Here is a 21,075-nt window from a genome sequence, read left to right on the forward strand (position 1 = left end):
CCGGGACAGCCGCGGCCGTCCCGGCCCCTGAGCCCTGGCGTCCCGTCTGTTGCCCTTCGGAACCGAGGACGGTCCGGTCCACCAAACGGGGGCCGATCGGGACCCCAGCGGGGACCTTCGGCATCGCAGCGGCGGGCATGCCAGGAGCGACATTGGTGAGGGGAGCGGTCCCGATCCCTCGCGGTGTCGCTCCCGGTACGAGGGCCGGAGCCCGGCTTCGGCAATTCCGACCAAGGAGGCGTAGTTCCATGGGCCGTAAGGACGACCGCAACCGGACCGCTGCCCCGAAGGACTCCCAGGGCGGGCCCTCCGACCCCGCGATCGCCGTGGACCGGCTGGTCACGAACGGGCTGAAGGCACTCGCCGACTACGAGGCCCTCGACCAGGGACAGGTCGACCACATCGTCAAGAAGGCCTCCGTCGCCGCCCTGGACCGGCACACCGAACTCGCCCTGCTCGCCGTGGAGGAGACCGGCCGCGGCGTCTTCGAGGACAAGGCAGCGAAGAACATGTTCGCGTGCGAGCACGTCACGCACAGCATGGGGAAGATGAAGACCGTCGGGGTCGTCGCCCGCGACGACATCGAGGACATGGTCGAGATCGCGGAACCGGTGGGTGTGGTCTGCGCGATCACGCCGGTCACCAATCCGACCTCCACCACGATCTTCAAGGCCCTCATGGCGCTGAAGACCCGCAACCCGGTCGTCTTCGCCTTCCACCCCTCCGCCCAGCGCTGCAGCGCCGAGGCGGCCCGGATCGTGCGGGACGCGGCCGTCGCCGCGGGCGCGCCCGAGCAGTGCATCCAGTGGATCGAGACGCCCTCGGTCGAGGCGACCGGCACACTCATGCGCCACCCGGGTGTCTCGCTGATCCTCGCCACCGGCGGCAACGCCATGGTCAAGGCCGCCTACTCGGCCGGCAAGCCCGCCCTCGGCGTCGGCGCCGGGAACGTCCCTGCCTACGTCCACAAGAGCGCCAAGCTGCGCCGCGCCGTCAACGACCTGGTGCTGTCGAAGTCGTTCGACAACGGCATGATCTGCGCCTCCGAACAGGCCGTCATCCTCGACAACGAGATCTACGACGAGGCGCTGGCCGAGTTCCGCACCCTGCATGCCCACCTGGCGACCCCCGAGGAGAAGCGCAAGCTGGAGGCGTACCTCTTCCCGGCGGACAAGTCCAACAGCGGCTGCGAGCCCAAGGTCAACGCGGCGGCCGTGGGACAGAGCTCCGCATGGATCGCCGAGCAGGCCGGCTTCACCGTGCCCGGCGGCACCTCCCTCATCCTGGTCGAGGCCGAACGCGTCGGCCCGGACGAGCCGCTGACCCGCGAGAAGCTCTGCCCCGTGCTCACCGTGCTGCGGGCCGGCACCGAGGAGCAGGGCTTCGACCTGGCCGCCGACATGGTCGCCCTCCACGGCCAGGGCCACAGCGCCGTCATCCACACCGAGGACCGCGCACTCGCCGAGGCGTACGGCAAGCGCATCAAGACCGTACGGATCATCGTCAACGCACCCTCCTCACAGGGCGCCATCGGCGGCATCTACAACAGCCTCCTGCCGTCCCTCACCCTGGGCTGCGGCTCCTGGGGCAGCACGTCGGTGTCCAACAACGTCTCCGCCGCCCAGCTCCTGAACGTCAAGCGGGTCGGCACGCGGCGCAACAACCTGCAGTGGTTCAAGGTCCCGCCGAAGATCTACTTCGAGCCGCAGGCCATCCGCTACCTGCAATCCATGCCGGACGTCCACCGCGTCACGATCGTCACCGACGCCACCATGACCCGCCTGGGCTTCGTCGACCGCATCGACCGCGTGCTCCAACGCCGTCCCGACCCCGTGACGCTGCAGATCATCGACAACGTCGAACCGGAACCCAGCATCGACTCCGTGCAGCGCGGTGCCCAGCTCATGCGGGACTTCCGCCCGGACACGATCATCGCGCTCGGCGGCGGCTCGCCCATGGACGCGGCGAAGGTGATGTGGCTGCTCTACGAACACCCGGACATCGACTTCGCCGACATGCGGCACAAGTTCTCCGACATCCGCAAGCGCGCCTTCCGCTTCCCCACGCTGGGCAGCCGGGCCCGCCTGGTGTGCGTCCCCACCACCTCGGGCACTGGCGCCGAGGTCACCCCGTTCGCGGTCATCTCCGATCCGGCCACCGGCAAGAAGTACCCGCTCGCCGACTACGCGCTCACCCCTAGCGTCGCCATCATCGACCCCCTCCTCACCACCGCCCTGCCCCCGGCCCTGGCCGCCGACAGCGGCTTCGACGCCCTCACCCACGCCATCGAGGCGTACGTCTCCGTCTACGCCAACGACTTCACCGACGGCCTCGCCCTGCACGCGATCCGCCTGATCTTCGACCACCTCGAAGCGGCGGTGAGCAACCGCGAGGACTCAGCCGAGGCCCGGGAGAAGATGCACAACGCTGGCACCATCGCGGGCATGGCCTTCGGCAACGCCTTCCTCGGCATCGTCCACGCCATGTCCCACACTCTCGGTGCCACCTTCCACATCGCCCATGGCCGGACCAACGCGGTCCTGCTGCCGCACGTCATCCACTACAACGGCACCGTCCCGACGAAGCTGACGGGCTGGCCTAAGTACGAGAACTACCGCGCTCCCCAACGTTTCCAGGACATCGCCCGCACCCTGGGCCTGCCCGCCGCTACCCCTGCGGAGGGTGTCGAATCCCTGGCCAGCGCCGTGGAACGCCTCCGCGACGCTGTCGCCATCGAGCCCACCTTCGAGTCCCTCGGCATTGATGAGAAGACCTTCCTGGACGCCCTGCCCCGGCAGGCCCTCAACGCCTACGAGGACCAGTGCGCACCCGCGAACCCGCGGATGCCCATGCTCGACGACATGCAAGAGATCATGCGCACCGCTTACTACGGCCGCGTGAACACCCCCGGCACGTAGGGCCCACCGGACGTATGCCAGGGCCGTTCGGCCCTGGCATACGTAACTCCAGCACTGTTCCGCCGGTCTGATCGGGCCTGCCCGCAGCCCCCGCCTGAACCGGGTGCCGAGGGCAGGAGGCCACCCACGTCTTGAGGGAACGACGCACGTGCCGTTCCGGCACGCGGGCCGTGCCCCCGGCGGCGGCCCGCGTGGCAGCCTCCCTGCGTTGGCCGGAGACACACAGGCCTGCACGTCCTGGGACTGGCGCAGTGCCCGGCCGTCACCGTCCGGGCCGGCGATCCCGCCGTCGAGGCCGGCTGGGAGCATCCGGCTACGGCGGCCCGGGACGAGATCGTGGTCGGCCTCCGGGAGCCTGGAGCCACCTCCGACCCTCTGCTGGAGTTCGCCTTCACCACCGCCGAGGCGCAGGGAGCACGTGTACGCACGGTGGGGGCCGTGGCTTCTGCGACTCTGATCGCCCACCCGACGTCCGCCGGGCACGCCGACGGCTCCCACGAGGCGGAGGAACGCGCACGCCTCGCCGCCGCGCCGGCGCCGTGGCGTACGTAGTTCCCCGGAGTCTCCGTTGTGGAACAGGTCACCACCGGTCCGGCCGCGCAGGTGCTCATGTCCGCCGCCGCGCGCAGCCGGCTCACCGTCGTGGGACGGCACCCGTCCCACCTCACCTGGAAAGTCGGGCCCGTCGCACACGCGGCGCTGCACCACCTTCCCTGCCCCGTCGCGATCGTCCCGCATGGCTGAGAAGCCAAGAGGCCCTGGTACTCCCATTGTTCGTGGCGGCCCCTCGAACCGACCGTACGTGGGTCGCCGGCCGCTCCCCGTGAGCATGCCGTTCCCCGGCGGCACGCCCCCGCGGGCCTCCACCCTCACGGAAGGGCGGGTGGAGGCCCGGTTCGCACGGCTCCTCATCAGGACGGTCGACCACCGCCGAATCACGGCGTACCGCGTCAGGCAGCCGTCGCCCGTCACGCGCCCGTCATGTGTAGATGATCTGCCCGCCGGCGGCGACGTCGTAGAACTCGCCGACCGTGATGCCCTGGACCTGCTCGATGAGGTCGTCCTTGTCGAGTTCGAAGCGGTCCACCGCCGCCTTGCAGGCGTAGATGCCCGCACCAGTGTCGGAGATCATCTCGATGAACTCCGGTATGGGCGGGATGTCGAGCTTCTCCATCTTGCGTCCCGTGTACCGGGTGATCAGGCCCGGTACGCCCGGCAGGCCGCCGAGCACGGTGGGCAGGTGCAGCCCGGGGTTGCCGACGGTGGCGAGCCTGATGTGTTCGTACCGCTTCTTCGTGATGGCGTCGAGGCCGGAGAAGGTGAAGACCAGGTCGGCCTGGAAGTACCAGTCGGCGAGGAAGGCGAACTCCAAGGGCGCGACAGGGCACTTGACCGGCGGGTCGGTGCCGGCCGTAGCCGGGGCCGACAGTCGCGCCATCAGGCCGAAGGCCGCGCGCCGGACTCCTGAGCCTCTCACTGCGCCCCACCCCGCACGCCAGTCGCATCCCGGCACAGGGAGAACCCGCGTGGAGAACCACAGACGTGTGCGCGGCCGGCACGCCCTCCCGGCTGCGCACACGTGGTGCGGCTCGGCCAAGCCCTGCCCTCAGCCGTGCCGCACGGGGATGGTCCTGGTGCCCGCCTTCGCCTCGGGCACCGGGACCGTGATGGTCAGGACGCCGTCCTTGTACTCCGCGATCGCTTCGTCGCCCTTGGCTCCGGCCGGGAGCCGCACGGAGCGGGCGAGGACTCCGTAGCGGAATTCGGTCCGGTGCTTCTGTGTGGTCTCCTCGCTGCGCTCGGCCCGCAGGGTGAGGACGCCTTCCGTGACGGTGATCTCGACGTCCTTGGAGGGGTCGATGCCCGGGAGTTCGGCCCGCAGCACGTACTTCTCATCCGCGAGGAGCTCTTCGATACGGATACCGTGCGCTCCCGGAACCATGTGCCCTCCCGGGAACCCCGACTCGACCCAGCCGAACAGGTCGGGCAGTGTCGGCCAGCCCGGCAGCCGCTCCACCATGCCGCTCATCTGTTTCCCTCCTCCGTCCCCTTCCTTGTTCTTCGCCATGTCCAGAGTCCCGCATATGAAGCCCTGACTGCGTGGGCCGATCGGCCCCGTACGGGACCCGGTCGGCCCTGTTCCGGGCCCGTCCGCCAGGAACCCGGCGAGGGCTGGTCGCGGTCCCTCACGGGGCACCCACAGCTCAGGGCTGTGAGTCACAGCATCATCCGGCGAGCCCGGGCCGTTGCCGGGACGGCAATGCCCGCCCCCGCGCAGCCCTGAGTCCGTGGCCAGGCCAGGGTGGCTCCTCAAGGGCCTCTCTCGTTGCGCGGCCGCCTGAAGCGCGGTCGACGGCGTACAGCTTTCCGGAGCAGCCGAGCCGCTGTGCCGTCACAGCGCTTGAACCCGAAGACGGAGGTGGGACTGCCCCGGCGCGCCGAGTGATCCGTCGCCATCATGCCGTCGCTACCGGCGTTCACGACCGAGCTGCGGAAGGGCGAGCCAATCCTCGCGGAAGGACGTCCGGCCCGCCTCAGGGGACCGGTCGACCTCTGGGCACGGACGCACGGGCGTCCGAGGCTGGAGGCGAAGAGCCGATTGAGGCAACCGGCGGACGGCACACGGGTGGTGTCCGCCTCGGAGGCTCTGTCGTCCGGGACAACCCCGGCCTGGCGCAGGAGGCAGCCATGGTTCCGCTCATCCTGATCGGCGCGGCCGTACTGGGCGCGTGCCTGGTGTTCGGCTACAGCTCGTTCGTCGTCGGCTTCGTCCTGATGGCCGCCGGAGCCCTCGGGCTGATCACGTTCATGGCCACGCCGGGCATGGTCCGGCGCCCCGGCGAGCGGGAGGTTGTCATCGACGAGAGGCACTACATCGGCGACCACGACGACCACCGGCACTACCGCTAAGCGCTCCGCTGGAAGTACCGCGATATGCCGTCGCTCATCTGCGGCGCCAACGTGGCTGGTCGCGCGGTTCCCCGCCCGCCGGCTCCGTGGCCACACCCTCGTGCGCCAGGGCATCGACGAGCTGCCGCCTGCCGACGGCGTGGGCGGGTGACGCTGCGGACCCTGTTGGGCTCCCGGCGGATCGTGGAGATGCCGCTGGGTGAGCAGCTGCCGTGGATCCGCTGACCGTTGTTCGAGCGAAGGGGACGGGCCCCGAGCCGCCGGCCGAGGCGAGCGGCAGATTCCGGCCGTCCGACCGTCCGCCATCCCCGGCGCCTCGGGAACGGCCGCGCAGGGGCTGAGAGTAATCGGCGAAGTACGGTGCGACCAGCCGCGGACGGCCCCGCGGTTCTCGTAGGTCTCGTACCGTACTTCCCGCGGAGCGCCTGGCCGTCAGCCGGTCCTGCGCCCCCACCGCTGACCGAACTGGGCCCAGTCCCTGTCCCACTGCTCCATGCGCCGCCGGTCGAGGCGTCCGCGCACCGCCCATCCGACGGACAGTACAGCCGCGCCGGCGCCCACAGCGGTCGTCGTGCCGAGCGCTACGGCCTGAAACTCGGCTTCCGCACTGGGCACCGGCGCTGGCACCAGCTTGCCGTTTCGGTCCAGCCACACCTGCGTCCTGGCTCCGGTCCTCTCGCCGGGGTCGACCCGGGCCAGGCTGATCCGGATGGAACCGTCCGCCGATGTCCAGCGCACCTTGGCCCACACCTGGTCGCCGGCTCCGGCCGCCTCGGACGTGGCCAAGGGAGCGTCCTGGGTGAGCACGGCCGGGACGGCGTACCGCTCGGCTCTTCGGCTGTCCAGGTTCTGCTCCACCGCGTGGGCGGTCCCGGTGCCCGCGGCGGCGCCGGCGGCGGCCGCGAGGCACCATGCCCCGAGCAGCAGCCAGGCCTCGACGACATCGGTAGGGCGCCTGAGCGGGTTGCGCCGCCAACGCCACAGCCGTGTCTTCGTCGCCTTCCCGCGACGTGTCCGCGCCATCGTTCGGCACCCCCTCTGCTCTCACCGTGGCACACTCGGCCTGAACACCTTCCGCTTCGAAACTGTCAGCCCGGCCATGGAGGCGGGATGGGCCGACCGGGCTCCCTCAGTGGGACCTCCGGGCCCGTTCTCCCGCATCCCGCGGGCCCCGTTCAGCGTCCTGCGAGTGCCGCAGTCGTCACCGCCCGGCCGGGACGGCTCCTGAGGAGCACGGCGGCAGGCGGGCGACGCGGCGTGGTCCAGGTGTGCGTGGGGTGGCCGAGGCGCAGGATCATCTGCGGGAAGTGGTCTCCGGTGAGCCTCGCCTGCAACTCCACGCGCAGCTCGGGCAGTTCGAGGGGCTGGGTGTGGAAGGCCGCCATGACCCGATGGGCCGCCGCGTACAACAGCACCCGCTGGAGCGCCTGTCCGGCCCGCAGCCAGTCCAGCCGGGTGTCGTGCGCAGTCGTCAGTACGGCGACGGTGCCCGTCCTCGGAGACCAGCGCCGAGGTCGGGAGTCGCACCCTTCTGCGAGGCCCGTGTAGTCGCGTCCGGCGAGAAGCTCGCGGACCGGCCGGCGGCGGCACGCCTCGGCCGGCACCCGCTCCAGCCACGATCGCCGGGCGGGCCCCGAGTAGCCGGTCACCTCCGCGACATGACCGGCATCGGCACGGTGCACGGCCTCCGCCACCCGCACCGTCTCCGCGAGCAGTCTCAGCTGCTCCGGATGGTCGACGATGTGCAGCAGGGCGCCCTCCGCCATGGCGTGGTCGCGGAGCCCGTCGATCAGCGACGGCGGCACGGGATCGGTCTCGAACTGCCCGCGGTGCGTGTGCCGATGGGCCATGACGTGTTCCATCAGCATCACCTCGGGGGTGGCCGCGAGGAACGCTCCCCAACCGACGCGGGCCAGGAACGCCGGGTTCCCGGGGTTGGGAAGCAGGGACACGGTCGGCCGGAAGCCGAGATGCCGCACCGCGACCCGGGTGTTGAACAGCGCGGCCCCGCAGCTGATCACCATCTCCCGGCCGCCCGGATCGGTCAGCGGCAGCCGTCGCCCGGCGTCGGCGTGCACCTCGAATCCGAAGCTCTCGTCATCGGCGACGAACAACCAGGGCTGGATGTTGTGCAGCGAGGGCGCAAAGGCGGCGGCGCGGGCGAGGTGGAAGGCCGCGTGGCTGGGACTCTCGTACGACACGGACATGGTGTTCCGCCTTTCGTGAACCATCTGCCCCCCAGCGTCCGTGGCCCGCAGGACCCCGAGGTAGGGGTCGACCGGCCCCCGCTCTGGTCTGCGCGGCCCCAGTGCCGGGCACCATGCGCGCGTGCGTGCTGGCCCTACGGCGGACCGGCTTCGAGTGAGGCCCAGGAGGCAGGATGAGTGCGCGTCTCGTGCGGAGCAGGACGGACTCCCTGCTGCTCCTGGTGACCGCGGCGGCACTCGCCGCCGGTTCACTGGCCTGGCTGGCGGATGCCCCTGGCGTGGCGGACCTGTGCTGGGCATCGGGGACGGTGGCGGCCGTGGCACCGGCACTGGTCTGGATACTGCGCGCCCTGCACCGCGGCCACGCGGGCGTCGACGTGATCGCCGTACTGGCTCTGGGCGGCACACTCGCCTACAGGAGTACCTGGCCGGCTCCCTGATCGCCCTGATGCTCGCCACCGGTCGGACCCTGGAGGCGGCCGCACAGCGCCTGGCCTCGCGCGATCTGAGCGCACTCCTGCGGCACGCGCCGAGGTCGGCCCGCCGACGCACCGGTCCGACGTGCGCACGGTACCCCTGGCCGAGATCTCCGTGGACGACCTGCTGGTGGTCGGGCCGGGTGAGGTGGTTCCGGCGGTCGGCCGGGTCGGCACGGATACGGCTCTCCTGGACGAATCGGCGCTCACCGGTGAGTCGCTCCCCGTCGAACATGTTCATGGCGAACTGGTGCGCAGCGGTGCTGTCAACGCGGGCGGCGCCTTCGAACTCCGGGCCACCGCCACCGAGGAGGACAGCGCGTACGCGGAGATCGTCCGGCTCGCCCTGCAGGCCGGCGCCGAGACCGCCCCCGTGGTGCGCCTCGCCGATCGCTACGCGGCCTGGTTCGTGCCCCTGTCACTGGTCGTGGCAGGTCTCGCCTGGCTGGTCGGCGGCTCGGCAACGTCCGCCGTCGCGGTCCTGGTGGTCGCCACGCCCTGCCCACTGCTGCTCGCCGCTCCGGTGGCGATCGTCTCCGGGCTCTCGCGGGCGGCCCGCCGCGGCGTGGTGATCCGCGACGGCGGCGCCCTGGAGACACTTGGCCGGGCGCGCACCCTCGTGCTGGACAAGACGGGCACGCTCACGACGGGCCGCCCGCGCGTCGTCGACGTGACCGCCGCGCCGGGCCGCGAGACGGCGGAGGTACTGCGGCAGGCCGCCTCCCTCGACCAGCTCTCCCCGCACGTCCTGGCCCAGGCACTCGCCGACGAAGCCCACCGGCGTGGTCTGGAGCTGTCCCTGTCGGCGGACGTGCGCGAGGAGCCCGGACACGGCGCCACGGGAACCGTGGAGAACCACCGGCTCTCGGTCGGCCGTATGCGCGTCGAACCGGACAGCCCCGCGTGGGTCCGCGCGGTCGACAACCGGGCGGTCCTGGACGGCGCGTCCGTCGTCTGGGTGACCACCGACGGCACGGTCACCGGCGCCGTCCTGCTGCGCGACCCGCTGCAACCCGACGCCCCAGGACACTGCGGCGCCTGCGCTCGGCCGGCATCGAGAGGCTCCTGATGGTCACCGGGGACCGCGCCGAACCCGCTCGGGAGGTCGCCGCCGTCCTCGGCCTTGACGCCGTGGAAACCGGGCAGAGCCCCGCCGACAAGGTCGCGGCGGTGCGTGCCGAGCGCGCCAATGCCGTCACCGTCATGATCGGCGACGGCGTGAACGACGCCCCGGCGCTCGCCACCGCCGACATCGGCGTTGCCATGGGCGCCCGCGGCTCAACCGCCTCCTCGGAGGCCGCCGACATCGTGCTCACCACGGACCGCGTGGACCGCCTGGCCGACGCGATGGGCATCGCCGCACGATCCCGGCACATCGCCGTCCAGAGCCCGCTGGGCGGCATGCTGATGTCCCTGGCCGCGATGGTGGCGGCGGCGTTCGGACTGCTGCCTCCGGCGGCCGGAGCTCTGCTCCAAGAAGGCATCGATGTCACCGTCATGCTCAACGCCCTGCGCGCCCTGCTCACCGACCGCGCCACCCGGCCGGTGCTCACGCCCACCGTGGAGGACCTCGTCCACCGGTTCGCCGCCGAGCACGACGACCTCCGTGAGGTCGTGGAGGCGGTGCGCACGGCCGCCGACCGGCTCTCCGGTGCGCCGGAGGAACAGGCGAGGGCGGCCGTCGAGCACGTGCACCGTCTGTTGACCGACCGGCTGCTGCCCCACGAGCACGCCGAGGAGCATCAGCTCTATCCCGGGCTCCCGACTCCCTCGGCGGACCCGAGACGACAGCCACGATGAGCAGAGCCCAGCCCGAGATCGACCGCCTCCCGCATCGCCACCCACCTCACCCTCACCGACGCCGAAGGCCGCCTACGGCCGGAGAACCTCGACGACCTGCGGGCCTGTCTGTACGGGCTGTACAGCGTCCTGCGCCTGCACTTCACGCAGGAGGAGGAGAACTACTTCTCGCTGGCGCCATGAGGCGATGTACCGGCCTTCACGGTGAACACGGGTGAACCGCATACGAACCGAATGCGGGCGAACCGCGCACACAGCGCGGCGAGCGGTTTCCCGCCCGCCGCATCCCTCTCCTCCGCGTCTCCGCGTCTCCTCGCCTCCCCGTCAGTCCGTCTCCCCCGGCGCGCCCGGAAGCTCGACCCGCTCGGGCGCCGGCCTGCTCACGGCGTACTGGGACTCGCCTGAGGACGGCCGGGCGGTGATCGCGGACACGGTGCCGCCGACCGTCAGGCGCTGACAGCGACCCGCACATGACGGTGGGGCCTCCTCTGAAGAGCGGAGGCCCCACCGTCATGTGCGGGCGGTCAGGGCGCCGCCGCGCCGCCCAGATCCCGGCGGCGGAATCCGAGCATCCCGACCGCGGTCAGGGCGACGGCGATCCCCGCAATGAGCGCCAGCGGGGAGATGGTCACGTCGTGCGCCGGGAGCAGGGGCGTGTGCTGGAACGGGGAGAGGTCGCCGAGCCGGGCCGGGACGTCGAGGACCTCGCCGAGCACCCCGATCACGAGGCAGAACGCGAGGACCGCCCAGGCGGCGACGACGCCGCGCGGTACGAGCCCGAACAGCACGGTGGCGAGCCCCGCCAGCAGCCAGAGCGCCGGTGTCTAGACGAGCGCGGCGCCGAGCAGCCGGGGCACCTGACCCAGGTCGTCGCCGACGATCCCGTGCGCGAGCCCGGCGCCCAGGCGCCCGGCAGCGAGCACGATCACGCTTCCGGCCATCGCGACCGCCAGGTGACTGGCGGCCACCACCAGCAGCGCGGCGGTGGCGGGCGCTCGGGCCCGTCGAGCCGGCCGACAGGTCACGATGTCTCCGGCCGGTCGTCCTGTCCTGGCGATGACGGTGCCCATGGGTTCGGACTGGTGGGCTACGTTTAGCGGGCCCTGGCAAAGAGCCTGTGGAACGGTCGTGGAGAGTTAGTAGAGCAGGACCACCTTGCGGAGCAGTCCGCGGCCACTCACTGATCGCGCGGACTGATCCGCCGGCCCGTGAGGCGCGTTGGCTGGACAGAAACCCACATCTCCCGTTCGCCGCCTGCCCACGGTGTGGTGTGGACGTGCCGGGCCAGCCTTCGCACCTCGTCAGGATCAGTGACCACCCGTGCGGGGCCTACGGCGAGCACGCTCCAGCCCTGGCTCATGGCCTCGTCCACATGATCGACCTCGAAGGCTACCTCCGTCCCCACGGCCGACGCGGGGACCGAGTCCGGCGCGGTCCGAAAGGCGATCGCATCGTCGACAACCTCGTAGTTCACCGGGATGACCGCCGGGCCATCCGGTGTTGACACCGCCACACGCCCCACTCCGTGGGTGGAAAGCCGGGCTCGGCATTCGTCAGGGCCGAGGTCCCGCAGCTGAGGGTGGAGAAGCGCGTGGCCCTGCCCGGGCGGCAGATCGATACCACCACCGCGCAGGGATGCGACGCTGGTGCCCAGAGCATCGGCGAGCCGAATGAGAGTCGCCAGGCTCGGGTCGGCCGGCTGTTCTTCGAGGTACGCCAGGTAGTCCGGCGCCATTCCGGCGCGGCGGGCTGTTTCCTCCCTGGCCAGTCCCTGTCGTTCGCGTTCGGCGGCCACACGCCGGCCGATGTCGCCAGGGTTGGGGGCCCCATGCCGCGGGGCTGTGCCCGACACGCCACCGGTCTGCTCACCTGCCTCACCCACGATCGGCCGAGGCCGCTCGTGAGGTCTTCCCGGCCCATGCTCGACGTGACGGACATGCGCGTCAGGCCCGGGGAACACAAGCGTCACCTCGTCCGTATCCGACCAGCGCACGTCGTAGGGAGGGGTCCCGTCCGCGTGGTGAAGACCGACAATTTCGCCGTCGCGCCGGGTGGCGCCGGTGGTAGGGCTTGCGACCACGAGTTGATCGCCGAGATGAGCTCGCATGATGCTCTTACCTCCTCCGCATGCCGGACTCCCCCGCCTTCGCGAGTCCTGCCATGCCCGGGTCCGCATGCGCCGCAGAGAGGTTTGGGGTACTCCTCGAAGGAGAAGGGACCGTGCTCGGCGTGCCGACGCAGTCCGGGACGGGCGGACTCGTTCACCGTTCTTCCTCCAGCTTCATACGAGACGGAGACAGTCGCCATGGCGCCAGTCATCACCGTGGGCCTCGACGGCTCACCCGAGAGCCTCGCCGCCGCCCATTAGGCCGCCGACGAAGCCGAGCGGCGCAAGCTCACACTGCGTCTGCTGCACGCGTGGCCGCTGCTGGTGCCGGAACCGACCGACATCCCCTCGGAGATCGATCAGAACTACTGGGCGAAGCGGATCGTCCACAACGCGCGGGCAGAGCTCCAAGCACACCACCCAGGCCTTTCCATTGTCGGCAACCTGGTTGCCGAGGACGCCCAGGACGCACTGCTGCAAGCGGCGTCGGACTCCGAGATCCTCGTGCTCGGTTCACGGGGGCTGAGGCCCGTCGAGAGCTACTTCCTGGGCGGCATCAGCATGCCCGTCGTGGCACGGGCCGAGCGACCAGTTGTCCTGGTGCGCGCCGAGAAGCGTGACGGAGGGCCAGCGTCAGCTCCAGGTACGGCAGGTGCCTTTGTGGTGGCCCTGAAACTCCACGGTCCGTGCGACGGCCTGCCCGGGTTCTCCTTCGGCACACTGCAGCGCGTGGCGTGCCTCTTCGCGTGGTCCATGGTCGAGGCGTACCGGTCCACGCGTACGCTCCCTGGGGCGTAGACCATGACGTCACCGCTGGGATCACTCGACCTTCTCGGATACCCCTACCCGCAGCGCATCCCGAAGGATGTGTTCGTCGAGCAATTGGTCGGAATCTCGACGGATGAGTTCCACCGGGCCAAGGACGCCGACGTCAAGTACATGCGCAACCGGCACCCGCACATCGACATGGGCCGGTCACGGTCCGACTGTATCCGCTACCTGACGTCGCTCGGTGCCAGGCAAGGTAGAGCTTCCACCAGGCGTTGGCACGGACTGTTCCTCTGCCGCCAATAGCCGGCGAGCGATGATTGAGTCTCGCAACCCCGCGCTATGCCCGAAGTGACGGACGCACCAATGCTTAGCACAGCAGAGCGGATGTCGCACGCAGCAGGGAAAGCTATCGGCTGTCGCGCTGTGCAGGCCACTCCTCCATCAACCTACGTAACCGCAATGACGTCCGAGCCTTTAGGGATCTGGAAGGAAGTAGTCTCCGGGAGCCAGTGCCGGCCCCTCAGCTACAGCCGCCTGGAACGCTTCTTCCATCAGCGTCAAGAAACGCCTCGATCTGGCGTCCATGCTCTGCATTTCACGCCACCAAAGCTCCCGTGTAGATGCATAATTCCTCCGTCCGATCTGACCACGCATCATCCTGTACAGAGCATCACGCATCACAGGATCCGGAATTGTCCCGTTCTGGTATTCGGCTCGCCAGCCATTGATGATGGCGTTGTTGTAAAACTGGAGACGGAATTCTTCTCGGGTAATCGGCGTCAACGGTGGATCCCAGCATGCGAGCAGAGAGTCATCCTCCACAGCCACAAGCAGAAGCTCCCGAAGAGACTGCCTGAACCGGTCCGTGGTATCCGCGCGTACGGCACGAGCCTGCAAGAGCAGGGACCAGACAACGCCAATCAACGCGGCACCGGACAACGGTATGGACACGGCTGCATACGTCTGGCTAATAGCACTCAACCGCGTCCAGTCGAGGCTTTGAGGGGCCAGCCACGTCAATAGGAACGGTGTGAGAACAGCCAGCAGAACGAGTCCGCATACGGAGCACAGCGCCCACCAGGGCAGGAGAGCATTTATTCGCCGACGAGACCGCACAGCACACCTTGCCGAATACACGAAAGGAAGTACCGCCAAGCAAAATCCCTTATTTGTGCGACATTTGTTCGATTCTTCGAGTCTCGAATTAGGACGAATCCCGGAACAGACTTCACTTCAACGCACTGCCCGCCCACCGACGATGCGCTGATCCAAAATACTGGCAACACAGCCTCCCCAAGCCGCTTCCCTATATCGTAGGAGCTCTACCCGCGGAACGCCGCATTCCCACCGCTAAATTACTGGTCCCGCATCACACAAACACCAGCTATCCCAGGGTGACCGACCAACCCCGTCAGCCCCTACAAATGCAAACGAACACATCCGGGTCTCAATTCTCCATGATGTCTTATGCGGAATCAGGCAGGTCTAGCCTGCAGTCATGGCCCCCATCCAGTGGGGCAAATTCCCCACTGTCGCAGAGCATCGACTCGCTCGCCGGTGGCTGCAGTTCACAGCCAACATCGGGCGAGCCCCCAACACGATCGACGCGTACGCGCGGGCGGTCGAGGACCACCTGCGGTTCTGTGCCACCGAAGGCACGGACCCGCTGCTGGTTCGTGCGGACACCATCGCCGCCTGGATCAGGAACATGCTGGACCGGCCATCGCGCCGTCCATCGAAGGCTCACCGGCGGACCGAGACAGGTTTGGCGAACGCAACCATCCAACAGCGCCTGGTCGCGGTGCGGTCCTTCTACGAGTACCTGGTGGAGGATGGCCTGCGCGAGCAGAACCCAGTGCGTCGAGGGCAGGCAGGCCGTGTCGGCCGCAGACCCCGCCAGGGCCTCGTACGGCATGTCGAGCAAGCTCCCTGGATCCCGAACGAGGATGTCTGGCAACGGATTCTGGCTGCCTGCGCCGCGGAATCGCTGCGCAACCGGCTGATGGTGACGCTCGCCTACGACGGTGCTCTGCGCCGCGAAGAACTCATCCAGCTCGACGTAGCGGACTTCGAGCCCGCGCACCGTCTGATCCATCTGCGGGCGGAGACCACCAAGTCCCAACGGGCACGGGAGGTGGCCTTCGGCACAACCTCGTCGCAGCTGTTCGTGGCCTATCTCCGCGAACGCCGCACGCTGTTCGGCCGCATCGACGGGCCGCTGTTCCGGTCGACTTCGAACCGCAACTGCGGTGCCCCGCTGGGTGCTTCGAGCTGGTCGAAGACCGTCGAGGGCATCGCCCGCAGCGCCGGGGCTGCCCGGCTGTCCACGCACACCTTCCGCCATCTGCGGCTGACCGATCTGGCCCGCGCCGACTGGACCATCGACCAGTCGCCCAGTACGCCGGCCACCGCGATCCGGCAACCACGATGCGCTACATCCATCTGTCCGGCCGTGAACTGGCCGCCCTTTTCCACCGCGCGAACACCACCATCCACCCTGACCGCGAGCGACTGCTCGCCTCACTGCTGGAGGAGCCATGAACCAAGCGGGCACCGGCCAGGCCCTCACCGGGGCGATGACACGCGAGGCCGTGCTCGACCTGATGCTCCCGGTCGACGAGGCCGTACGGGAGTGGCCCCGCAAGACTGGCCGTTCCGCACGCAACCAGGTACTCGACGCAGTTCGCGCACGCGGCCTCTCCTACTAGTCGTGGGACGAAGCCACGTGGGCGGAGGTGTCCCGCTCCGCTGGCCCGGCTCGTCTGCACGTCGCGGCCCTCGGGCACCTCCTCGGCGGACATCACCGTCTGCACCACACCGCCGGGATCCATCAGCTGCACAGGTTCGCAGATCTGGTTTTCGGCTCCGAAGCCATCGAGCCCGCACTGCCTGAAGTCGAGCAGACGCTGAGTTCTTGGCAGACCTCCCCGCACCTGTTGGAGTGGCAGGTGGGAAACGCGGTCCTCGACGCCCTCCTCAGCGCCGGAAGCCCTCGTCTGGAAGACGTCACTGACACCCTGGTCCGCCAGTTGGTGAACGAGTACGAGAAGGTGGACGGCCTGCGCGGCCGACGCCGCGGTCTGATCAAGCTCTCCCGGGTGCTCGCGGGCAAGGGCGTCATCCCCGCACCGCTGCACAGCAACGAGGGCAAGGCCGGTCCTCGTTCCGACCTGCTCTCCACCGTCCCGCCCCAATGGGCCGACTGGGCCCTTCGCTGGCGGAAGTTCTCCACGCATGAGCCCGGCACGATCCGCTCGATGTTCTCCGTCATCCTGATCGCCGGACGCTGGGCCGCGGAGAAGCATCCCGATGTCATCGCGCCGGACCAGTGGACCAGGGCCATCGCGGCCGAGTACGTCGCCGACACCATGCACGCCACCGTCGGCCAGTGGGCCGGCCACAACCGCAACCGCAGTCGCTTCGGCCAGCCGATCGCCCCCGGCGGCCGGGCAGCAAGGATCGACAGCATCCGCGGCTTCTTCTGCGACCTCATCGAATGGGAATGGATCAAACCACGATTCGATCCCCGCCGCGTGATAAGCATGCCCCTGTCCCTGCGCGCCCAGATGGTGCCGAACCCAGGATCATCGACGACGCTTCATGGGCCAAACTCATAGCCGCCGGGCTGCCCCTCAACGCCGAGGACCTCGAGCTCTACGGCTCCGGGCCCTCATATGTCACCGCAGACTCACCAAGTGAAATGACGCCTTCGGCGTAGTGGAGACGACGACCTGTGGGGTGTCCGCCTCGCGTAGGCAGAACCACAGCATGTCGTAGACCTCTTGCGCGGTATGCCGCGACCATGCTGCGTACTCGTCCAACCACGCCTTGCCGAACGCCCACCCACGCAGGTTGCTCGGCGTCTCCGCACCGAACCCACGGATCAGCGTGCCGTTCGTCAACCGGAGGGTCGTCTCACCGAGCGACGAGTCGTACTTCGCCACCTCCTCCGGAGAAAGCACCGACAGCAGGCCCGACTTGGGGGACTCGAAGCAGATGTCTCATACCAGCGTGGCGTTCTTCGCCACGACCGCGATCTGCAACCCAGGCGTCCGTGCCCACTCCCGCACCGCTTCCGCCGCTGTCCGTGACGTGCCCCAGCCACAGCCGGTGAGCAGCCTCCACACCGTCCACAGCCACAGCGGCTGACGCTGCGCCGCCCGCGCGTGATGATGCAGCCACCCCTCATGAGGAAGCCCGTCGCAGGCCGGCACCTCGCATGCCCAGCGGTGCGCCGACGCCTCGTCCGCCCGCACGAGGTCGGCAACCTCTCGACCTTGCCGAATCCGAGCCGATCCCCCACATGATCCACACGCTGGAACGCGCCGGCGTACCCGTCGCCGACGTCGACATGCCGGATGCCAGGCACGACGCCTTCGCCGTATGGGGTGGGGATTTTCATGAGCAACCCCTGATCGTCGCTCGGCCGGTGAACTCCTGGGAGCGCACGTTGGTCGATCGCCCACGAAGCCGGCCACCTGATCCTGCACCGCGGAGCCACGGGCGAGGTGGACGAAGATGCCGCCAACCGCTTCGCCAACGAGTTCCTGCTACCCGCTGACATGCTGCGTGAGGAGTGGCCCGGTGCCGTCACGCTCACGTCCTTGATGCCACTGAAGGAGCGTTGGAAGATGTCGCTCGCAGCGATCATCACGCACGGCAAGCACCTCGGACTCATCGAGGAGCACCGTGCCACGGGCCTCTTCAAGCAGCTCTCCGCGCGTCGCGATCCCAACACAGGTGTCACCTGGCGAGTCCAGGAACCCGGGTGGGCCGACCTGGAACCCGAGCGACCCCGTCTCCTCGCCGTTATGACCGAACGAGGCTTGGAGCAACGGCCTACGCCCGACCTGTTCACCGCCCTCACCGGCGGCTGGGCCTCCGACCTGATGGAGGAGATCATCTCCGGTCAACGCGAGGCACCCGCAGTCGTCCAGGAGCACGCCAAGACTGCTCCGACATCGCTGCCCGACAACGTCGTCGCACTGCGCCGGGCCTGAGTCTGGCTGGCGGGGGGCCCGCGCCCCGCGCCCACCTTGGGCGACGGGGCGTCGGAACCTCACCCGTTATCGACGATTCCGCTTCCTCGGCCTCCATGGCAGCCAGTTCGCCGCCGCCTCCATGACGTCCACGACGTCCTTTCTGTCCGCACGGAGCAGTGCGATCACCACGGTCACGAACAGGGTAAACACGAACAGAAGGAGCGCGAAGCCCACCCACTCTGCCGCATCGTCCGGCAGCAGTCTCACAACCTGCATGTACATGCGCTGTCTTCTCCAGGCCGCGGACCGGGCGCGACCTCAGAGTCAAGCAAAGGTCACGCTGTGCGGTACATGGGCGGCAGGCTTCGAGACCCGGTCTTCCCGAGCATCCGCACGACGGCGTCACCCGGTGGCGCATTCCGTGTGCTCGCGCTCGTCAGGGCTGTACGGAGGTACACCAGTCCCCTGGAACCGAGTTGAGCGAGCCTGTCCCGGTGCCCACGGATGGCCACACCGCGCAGCCCGATCAGTGCGAGCAACAGGCTCTTGACATTGCGCGCTTCGCCACGCGTGAGCCCGATGGCCCGGCCGAGGCGGTAGACGGTGCGCTGCCAGGACACGCCCTCGCTCCCCGATCGGGGCTCTTCGATGCGCAGGAAATCCATGTTGTTGCTCAGGCCGTCGAAATCGTTCATCGACAGCAAGACCGTCTCGCCTCGCAGCAGGCTCCACAGCCCCGCCACAAAGCTCTTCATCGCGGCGGACTTCCCGGATCCGGCCACCGCCATGATCAGTCCGTTACCCCTGTCGACGGCCTCTCGGGCACTCAGGACCGTCCTGGCCCCGATACCGAAGCGGCCAATCGAAGGGCGGCTTCGCCGTCGGGACAGGTCTTGGTAGAGGTCGAACAGGGACGCCGCCCGCACCGTTTCCCGCGCCCGCACGGACACGCTTCGGTCTTCGTGCCGATAGACAAAAGCAGGGCACGGGTTCATCGGCCGGAACGCTGCCGAAATCTCACATCGCTGCTGGCCTTGCAGTTCTTGCGCAGCGGCCGCATACGCTCGGCTCAGAACGTCGGCCACGACTCCGCTCTGGATGGACGCGCCCAGCCCGCCGTCCCGCGAGGCATCCGTCGGCGTCGTGCGGTCAGCAGGGATCTCAGAAGTCTCATCTTCAAGCCACGGAGGCAGCAGTCGGAACTCTTCGTTCACGTCACTGCCCCCTTCCGCCCTCGGCTCGCACACCAAGCGTACCGGGAGGATGAGACAAGCCGTCCTGCGTAAGTGGGGCACATCTGGCGGCAGTTGGCGACCAAGCCGCACCGACGCTACGAGACCGGGTACGCCAGCACCTCAAGGGCGCGCCAAGGTTCGTCCTCCGGCACACGGCCGGCCCTCACCAGACGGTCGATCGCGGCCCGGACCACGGTGGCCGTCTCCGCCGGGACCTCCCGCACGGTCGAGGCGTCGGTGTCGCTCGCGGCCCGGTCGAGCTTCTGCTGGGACCAGCTGTCCAGGAAAGCGCGGGCCAGCTCGACGGCCTCGGCGTCCGAGGGCGGCTCGCTCGGCACTGCCGCCTGGTCGAAACTCTCCTCCGCCTTGGTCTCACCGCTCCCCGCCGTTCAGGAGGACATCGCCTGCACCACGTTGTAGGCACCGATTCCCCCGAGGACGAGCAGCGGAGTACTGGTACCGGCCATGCCGATCTTCACAGCTCTGTTCATGTTGTGGATCGCATGCTTGTTTGCGCTGTGCAGGTGTTCGCTCGTGCAGATCGTTACCGGACCGTCAAGCCACCCGGAGGGTGGAGGTCGATAGGGAGGATCACGCGCCGGGGAACGGCTGGAGCGATACGGCAGCCAAGCCGTGGCCTCCCCAGCGGCTCACACGGCGCCCCGCCTCCCGCGCGGCTGGACACCTGGCGTGAGGTGCCGTACGCGGCCCGCCGGGACGGGCCTGGCGATCGCGGGTAACGTGCTGCACGCCACGTCGTGTCGAAACAACGGAACCGAACCACTGGCATCGTCGACGACCCCGCCGCCTCCGCAGGATCCGTACCGGACACACCGATAACACGCGCTCGGAGTGACGGCCCCACCTCGTCCTCGTCCACAGCCTCACCCGCGCGCCGCACTCGCGGCCATCTCAACCTCTCCCTGGGCCGCATCTCCCCGGAGGGAGGCGACCGCCACGCCCCTTTGGCACTCACCAAGACGCGCGAAGAGCTCTGCTCACCGCACGGTTACCCCGGCGTCACCCTGCCGGACGCCTCAGGCGAACGGATCGGCAAAGGCGCTAAACACCAGGGCCCCACCTCCCCGGCCGTGCCCCTGAATCCGGGCGGCAGCGCCTGCCCGGCACACCGCCATCCCCGGACTCACCGACAAACCCTGCTGGAAGCCCGCCGCACAGATCCAGGCGTATCCGCCCGTGGCCTGGGCCCTGCGGACCCCGGCGGACTCGTTCCGCGCGTGCGGAGAGGTCCAGCCCGTGACCAAAACCGCACGAGGGAGCGGCGAGAGGGGCCGCGTACCGGGGGCGACCCGCCGTGGAGAGCCGGCACCTCCATAGCGGGCAGCGCCTTCGCCGAACGCCTCAGGACAAGCGCGCGAACGGGCCGCGGTCTCCCACCGCGGCCCCTCATGTCCGGCCGTCGTCACCCGCCGTCGACGGAGGTACGGGACGGGAGGACGCCAGGGGTGGCGCGGTCGGCTTCAGCGGCGTCGGCGAGGGCCGCGGCGGCGGCTTGCGCGGCCTGTGCCGTGTCGTCTGCGGCCCGCTCGGCGCTGTCGTCCGAGGGCTTCTCGCGGGTGGCCGGTGACTGGGGCAGTACCTCGGTGAAGGCGCGGGACACGCCCTGGAGGGCGGAGGTGATCTCGCTGGGGATCACCCAGAAGTTGTT

General features: G+C 69.3%; 19 protein-coding genes and 7 pseudogenes. 11 read left to right on the plus strand and 15 right to left on the minus strand.

Features of this window, described 5'->3' with window-relative positions:
- The first annotated feature begins 248 nt into the window (after nucleotides 1-248).
- Together adhE and ACI2L1_RS30295 are read left to right on the plus strand one after the other, a co-directional pair.
- Nucleotides 249-2,918, plus strand: a complete 2,670-nt coding sequence (gene adhE / locus ACI2L1_RS30290) for a bifunctional acetaldehyde-CoA/alcohol dehydrogenase (RefSeq protein ID WP_404742578.1) — start codon at nucleotides 249-251, stop codon at nucleotides 2,916-2,918.
- A 570-nt stretch (nucleotides 2,919-3,488) separates the two neighbouring features.
- Nucleotides 3,489-3,662 (plus strand): universal stress protein, encoded by a 174-nt coding sequence (locus tag ACI2L1_RS30295; RefSeq protein WP_404742579.1) that lies wholly within the window; start codon nucleotides 3,489-3,491, stop codon nucleotides 3,660-3,662.
- A gap of 235 nt (nucleotides 3,663-3,897) precedes the next feature.
- Here ACI2L1_RS30295 and ACI2L1_RS30300 read toward each other — a convergent pair whose 3' ends face one another.
- Nucleotides 3,898-4,395, minus strand: a complete 498-nt coding sequence (locus ACI2L1_RS30300; protein WP_404742580.1) for a DsrE/DsrF/DrsH-like family protein — start codon at nucleotides 4,393-4,395, stop codon at nucleotides 3,898-3,900.
- Between the two features lie 129 nt (nucleotides 4,396-4,524).
- Nucleotides 4,525-4,947 (minus strand): Hsp20/alpha crystallin family protein, encoded by a 423-nt coding sequence (locus tag ACI2L1_RS30305; RefSeq protein WP_404742581.1) that lies wholly within the window; start codon nucleotides 4,945-4,947, stop codon nucleotides 4,525-4,527.
- A 659-nt stretch (nucleotides 4,948-5,606) separates the two neighbouring features.
- Between ACI2L1_RS30305 and ACI2L1_RS30310 the strand changes: the two genes are divergently transcribed.
- Nucleotides 5,607-5,828 (plus strand): hypothetical protein, encoded by a 222-nt coding sequence (locus ACI2L1_RS30310; RefSeq protein WP_404742582.1) that lies wholly within the window; start codon nucleotides 5,607-5,609, stop codon nucleotides 5,826-5,828.
- Between the two features lie 432 nt (nucleotides 5,829-6,260).
- Here ACI2L1_RS30310 and ACI2L1_RS30315 read toward each other — a convergent pair whose 3' ends face one another.
- Complete coding sequence (locus ACI2L1_RS30315; RefSeq protein WP_404742583.1) at nucleotides 6,261-6,851, minus strand: hypothetical protein; 591 nt, start codon at nucleotides 6,849-6,851, stop codon at nucleotides 6,261-6,263.
- A 152-nt stretch (nucleotides 6,852-7,003) separates the two neighbouring features.
- Complete coding sequence (locus ACI2L1_RS30320; protein ID WP_404742584.1) at nucleotides 7,004-8,035, minus strand: Acg family FMN-binding oxidoreductase; 1,032 nt, start codon at nucleotides 8,033-8,035, stop codon at nucleotides 7,004-7,006.
- A 173-nt stretch (nucleotides 8,036-8,208) separates the two neighbouring features.
- On the opposite strand from ACI2L1_RS30320, the pseudogene ACI2L1_RS30325 reads away from it, so the two are divergent.
- A pseudogene (locus ACI2L1_RS30325) lies at nucleotides 8,209-10,494 on the plus strand (heavy metal translocating P-type ATPase).
- Nucleotides 10,495-10,835: 341 nt separating this feature from the next.
- Here ACI2L1_RS30325 and ACI2L1_RS30330 read toward each other — a convergent pair.
- The 3 genes from ACI2L1_RS30330 to ACI2L1_RS30340 form a co-directional block, all read right to left on the minus strand.
- Nucleotides 10,836-11,099: a hypothetical protein gene (locus ACI2L1_RS30330; protein ID WP_404742585.1), complete on the minus strand. Its 264-nt coding sequence runs from the start codon at nucleotides 11,097-11,099 to the stop codon at nucleotides 10,836-10,838.
- 36 nt (nucleotides 11,100-11,135) lie between these two features.
- Nucleotides 11,136-11,381 carry a hypothetical protein gene (locus ACI2L1_RS30335; RefSeq protein WP_404742586.1) on the minus strand — a complete coding sequence of 82 codons (246 nt, stop codon included), beginning with the start codon at nucleotides 11,379-11,381 and terminating at the stop codon, nucleotides 11,136-11,138.
- A 107-nt stretch (nucleotides 11,382-11,488) separates the two neighbouring features.
- Complete coding sequence (locus ACI2L1_RS30340; RefSeq protein ID WP_404742587.1) at nucleotides 11,489-12,418, minus strand: pyridoxamine 5'-phosphate oxidase family protein; 930 nt, start codon at nucleotides 12,416-12,418, stop codon at nucleotides 11,489-11,491.
- Nucleotides 12,419-12,616: 198 nt separating this feature from the next.
- Between ACI2L1_RS30340 and ACI2L1_RS30345 the strand changes: the two are divergent.
- Nucleotides 12,617-13,254, plus strand: a pseudogene (locus ACI2L1_RS30345) (universal stress protein); the annotation flags it as partial.
- A pseudogene (locus ACI2L1_RS30350) lies at nucleotides 13,220-13,432 on the plus strand (hypothetical protein); the annotation flags it as partial. The pseudogenes ACI2L1_RS30345 and ACI2L1_RS30350, both read left to right, overlap by 35 nt.
- Nucleotides 13,433-13,663: 231 nt before the next feature.
- Here the strand turns inward: ACI2L1_RS30350 and ACI2L1_RS30355 are convergent.
- Together ACI2L1_RS30355 and ACI2L1_RS30360 are read right to left on the minus strand one after the other, a co-directional pair.
- Entirely contained in the window at nucleotides 13,664-14,326 is a 663-nt protein-coding gene (locus ACI2L1_RS30355; RefSeq protein WP_404742598.1) for a DUF6082 family protein, read from the minus strand.
- Nucleotides 14,284-14,475, minus strand: a complete 192-nt coding sequence (locus ACI2L1_RS30360) for a DUF397 domain-containing protein (RefSeq protein WP_404742588.1) — start codon at nucleotides 14,473-14,475, stop codon at nucleotides 14,284-14,286. Before ACI2L1_RS30360 ends, ACI2L1_RS30355 begins: the two co-directional genes overlap by 43 nt.
- Before the next feature lie 212 nt (nucleotides 14,476-14,687).
- Between ACI2L1_RS30360 and ACI2L1_RS30365 the strand changes: the two are divergent.
- From ACI2L1_RS30365 to ACI2L1_RS30375, 3 genes and pseudogenes are all read left to right on the plus strand, one after another.
- A pseudogene (locus ACI2L1_RS30365) lies at nucleotides 14,688-15,512 on the plus strand (tyrosine-type recombinase/integrase); the annotation flags it as partial.
- A gap of 214 nt (nucleotides 15,513-15,726) precedes the next feature.
- A complete protein-coding gene (locus ACI2L1_RS30370; protein WP_404742599.1) occupies nucleotides 15,727-15,897 on the plus strand; it encodes a hypothetical protein in 171 nt (56 codons plus the stop codon).
- 27 nt (nucleotides 15,898-15,924) lie between these two features.
- Nucleotides 15,925-16,806: a hypothetical protein gene (locus ACI2L1_RS30375; protein ID WP_404742600.1), complete on the plus strand. Its 882-nt coding sequence runs from the start codon at nucleotides 15,925-15,927 to the stop codon at nucleotides 16,804-16,806.
- A 60-nt stretch (nucleotides 16,807-16,866) separates the two neighbouring features.
- Here ACI2L1_RS30375 and ACI2L1_RS30380 read toward each other — a convergent pair whose 3' ends face one another.
- Both ACI2L1_RS30380 and ACI2L1_RS30385 read right to left on the minus strand, forming a co-directional pair.
- The gene (locus tag ACI2L1_RS30380) at nucleotides 16,867-17,133 is read right to left on the minus strand and encodes a hypothetical protein (RefSeq protein ID WP_404742589.1); all 267 of its coding nucleotides are present in this window, start codon (nucleotides 17,131-17,133) and stop codon (nucleotides 16,867-16,869) included.
- 57 nt (nucleotides 17,134-17,190) lie between these two features.
- On the minus strand, nucleotides 17,191-17,445 hold the full coding sequence (locus ACI2L1_RS30385; protein WP_404742590.1) for a hypothetical protein: 255 nt from the start codon (nucleotides 17,443-17,445) through the stop codon (nucleotides 17,191-17,193).
- Between the two features lie 192 nt (nucleotides 17,446-17,637).
- On the opposite strand from ACI2L1_RS30385, the pseudogene ACI2L1_RS30390 reads away from it, so the two are divergent.
- Nucleotides 17,638-18,189: pseudogene (locus ACI2L1_RS30390) on the plus strand (ImmA/IrrE family metallo-endopeptidase); the annotation flags it as partial.
- A gap of 66 nt (nucleotides 18,190-18,255) precedes the next feature.
- Here ACI2L1_RS30390 and ACI2L1_RS30395 read toward each other — a convergent pair.
- The 3 genes from ACI2L1_RS30395 to ACI2L1_RS30405 form a co-directional block, all read right to left on the minus strand.
- Nucleotides 18,256-18,453, minus strand: coding sequence for a hypothetical protein (locus tag ACI2L1_RS30395; RefSeq protein WP_404742591.1), 198 nt, complete (start codon nucleotides 18,451-18,453; stop codon nucleotides 18,256-18,258).
- A gap of 53 nt (nucleotides 18,454-18,506) precedes the next feature.
- Nucleotides 18,507-19,385: a hypothetical protein gene (locus ACI2L1_RS30400; RefSeq protein WP_404742592.1), complete on the minus strand. Its 879-nt coding sequence runs from the start codon at nucleotides 19,383-19,385 to the stop codon at nucleotides 18,507-18,509.
- Between the two features lie 116 nt (nucleotides 19,386-19,501).
- Nucleotides 19,502-19,744: a hypothetical protein gene (locus ACI2L1_RS30405; protein WP_404742593.1), complete on the minus strand. Its 243-nt coding sequence runs from the start codon at nucleotides 19,742-19,744 to the stop codon at nucleotides 19,502-19,504.
- A gap of 420 nt (nucleotides 19,745-20,164) precedes the next feature.
- Between ACI2L1_RS30405 and ACI2L1_RS30410 the strand changes: the two are divergent.
- Nucleotides 20,165-20,512: pseudogene (locus ACI2L1_RS30410) on the plus strand (DUF4232 domain-containing protein); the annotation flags it as partial.
- A 317-nt stretch (nucleotides 20,513-20,829) separates the two neighbouring features.
- Here ACI2L1_RS30410 and ACI2L1_RS30415 read toward each other — a convergent pair.
- Nucleotides 20,830-21,075: pseudogene (locus ACI2L1_RS30415) on the minus strand (SPFH/Band 7/PHB domain protein); the annotation flags it as partial.

The sequence above is a fragment of the Streptomyces sp. NPDC019531 genome (assembly GCF_044903305.1).
Lineage (GTDB): Bacteria > Actinomycetota > Actinomycetes > Streptomycetales > Streptomycetaceae > Streptomyces.

What these genes read in the sequence shown, in the direction of transcription:
- ACI2L1_RS30305 (WP_404742581.1), bottom strand. Translation starts at nt 4,947, where the DNA reads ATGAGCGGCATGGTGGAGCGGCTGCCGGGCTGGCCGACACTGCCCGAC.
- ACI2L1_RS30310 (WP_404742582.1), top strand. Translation starts at nt 5,607, where the DNA reads ATGGTTCCGCTCATCCTGATCGGCGCGGCCGTACTGGGCGCGTGCCTG.
- ACI2L1_RS30395 (WP_404742591.1), bottom strand. Translation starts at nt 18,453, where the DNA reads ATGTACATGCAGGTTGTGAGACTGCTGCCGGACGATGCGGCAGAGTGG.
- ACI2L1_RS30320 (WP_404742584.1), bottom strand. Translation starts at nt 8,035, where the DNA reads ATGTCCGTGTCGTACGAGAGTCCCAGCCACGCGGCCTTCCACCTCGCC.
- ACI2L1_RS30315 (WP_404742583.1), bottom strand. Translation starts at nt 6,851, where the DNA reads ATGGCGCGGACACGTCGCGGGAAGGCGACGAAGACACGGCTGTGGCGT.
- ACI2L1_RS30370 (WP_404742599.1), top strand. Translation starts at nt 15,727, where the DNA reads ATGAACCAAGCGGGCACCGGCCAGGCCCTCACCGGGGCGATGACACGC.
- ACI2L1_RS30340 (WP_404742587.1), bottom strand. Translation starts at nt 12,418, where the DNA reads ATGCGAGCTCATCTCGGCGATCAACTCGTGGTCGCAAGCCCTACCACC.
- adhE (WP_404742578.1), top strand. Translation starts at nt 249, where the DNA reads ATGGGCCGTAAGGACGACCGCAACCGGACCGCTGCCCCGAAGGACTCC.
- ACI2L1_RS30335 (WP_404742586.1), bottom strand. Translation starts at nt 11,381, where the DNA reads ATGGGCACCGTCATCGCCAGGACAGGACGACCGGCCGGAGACATCGTG.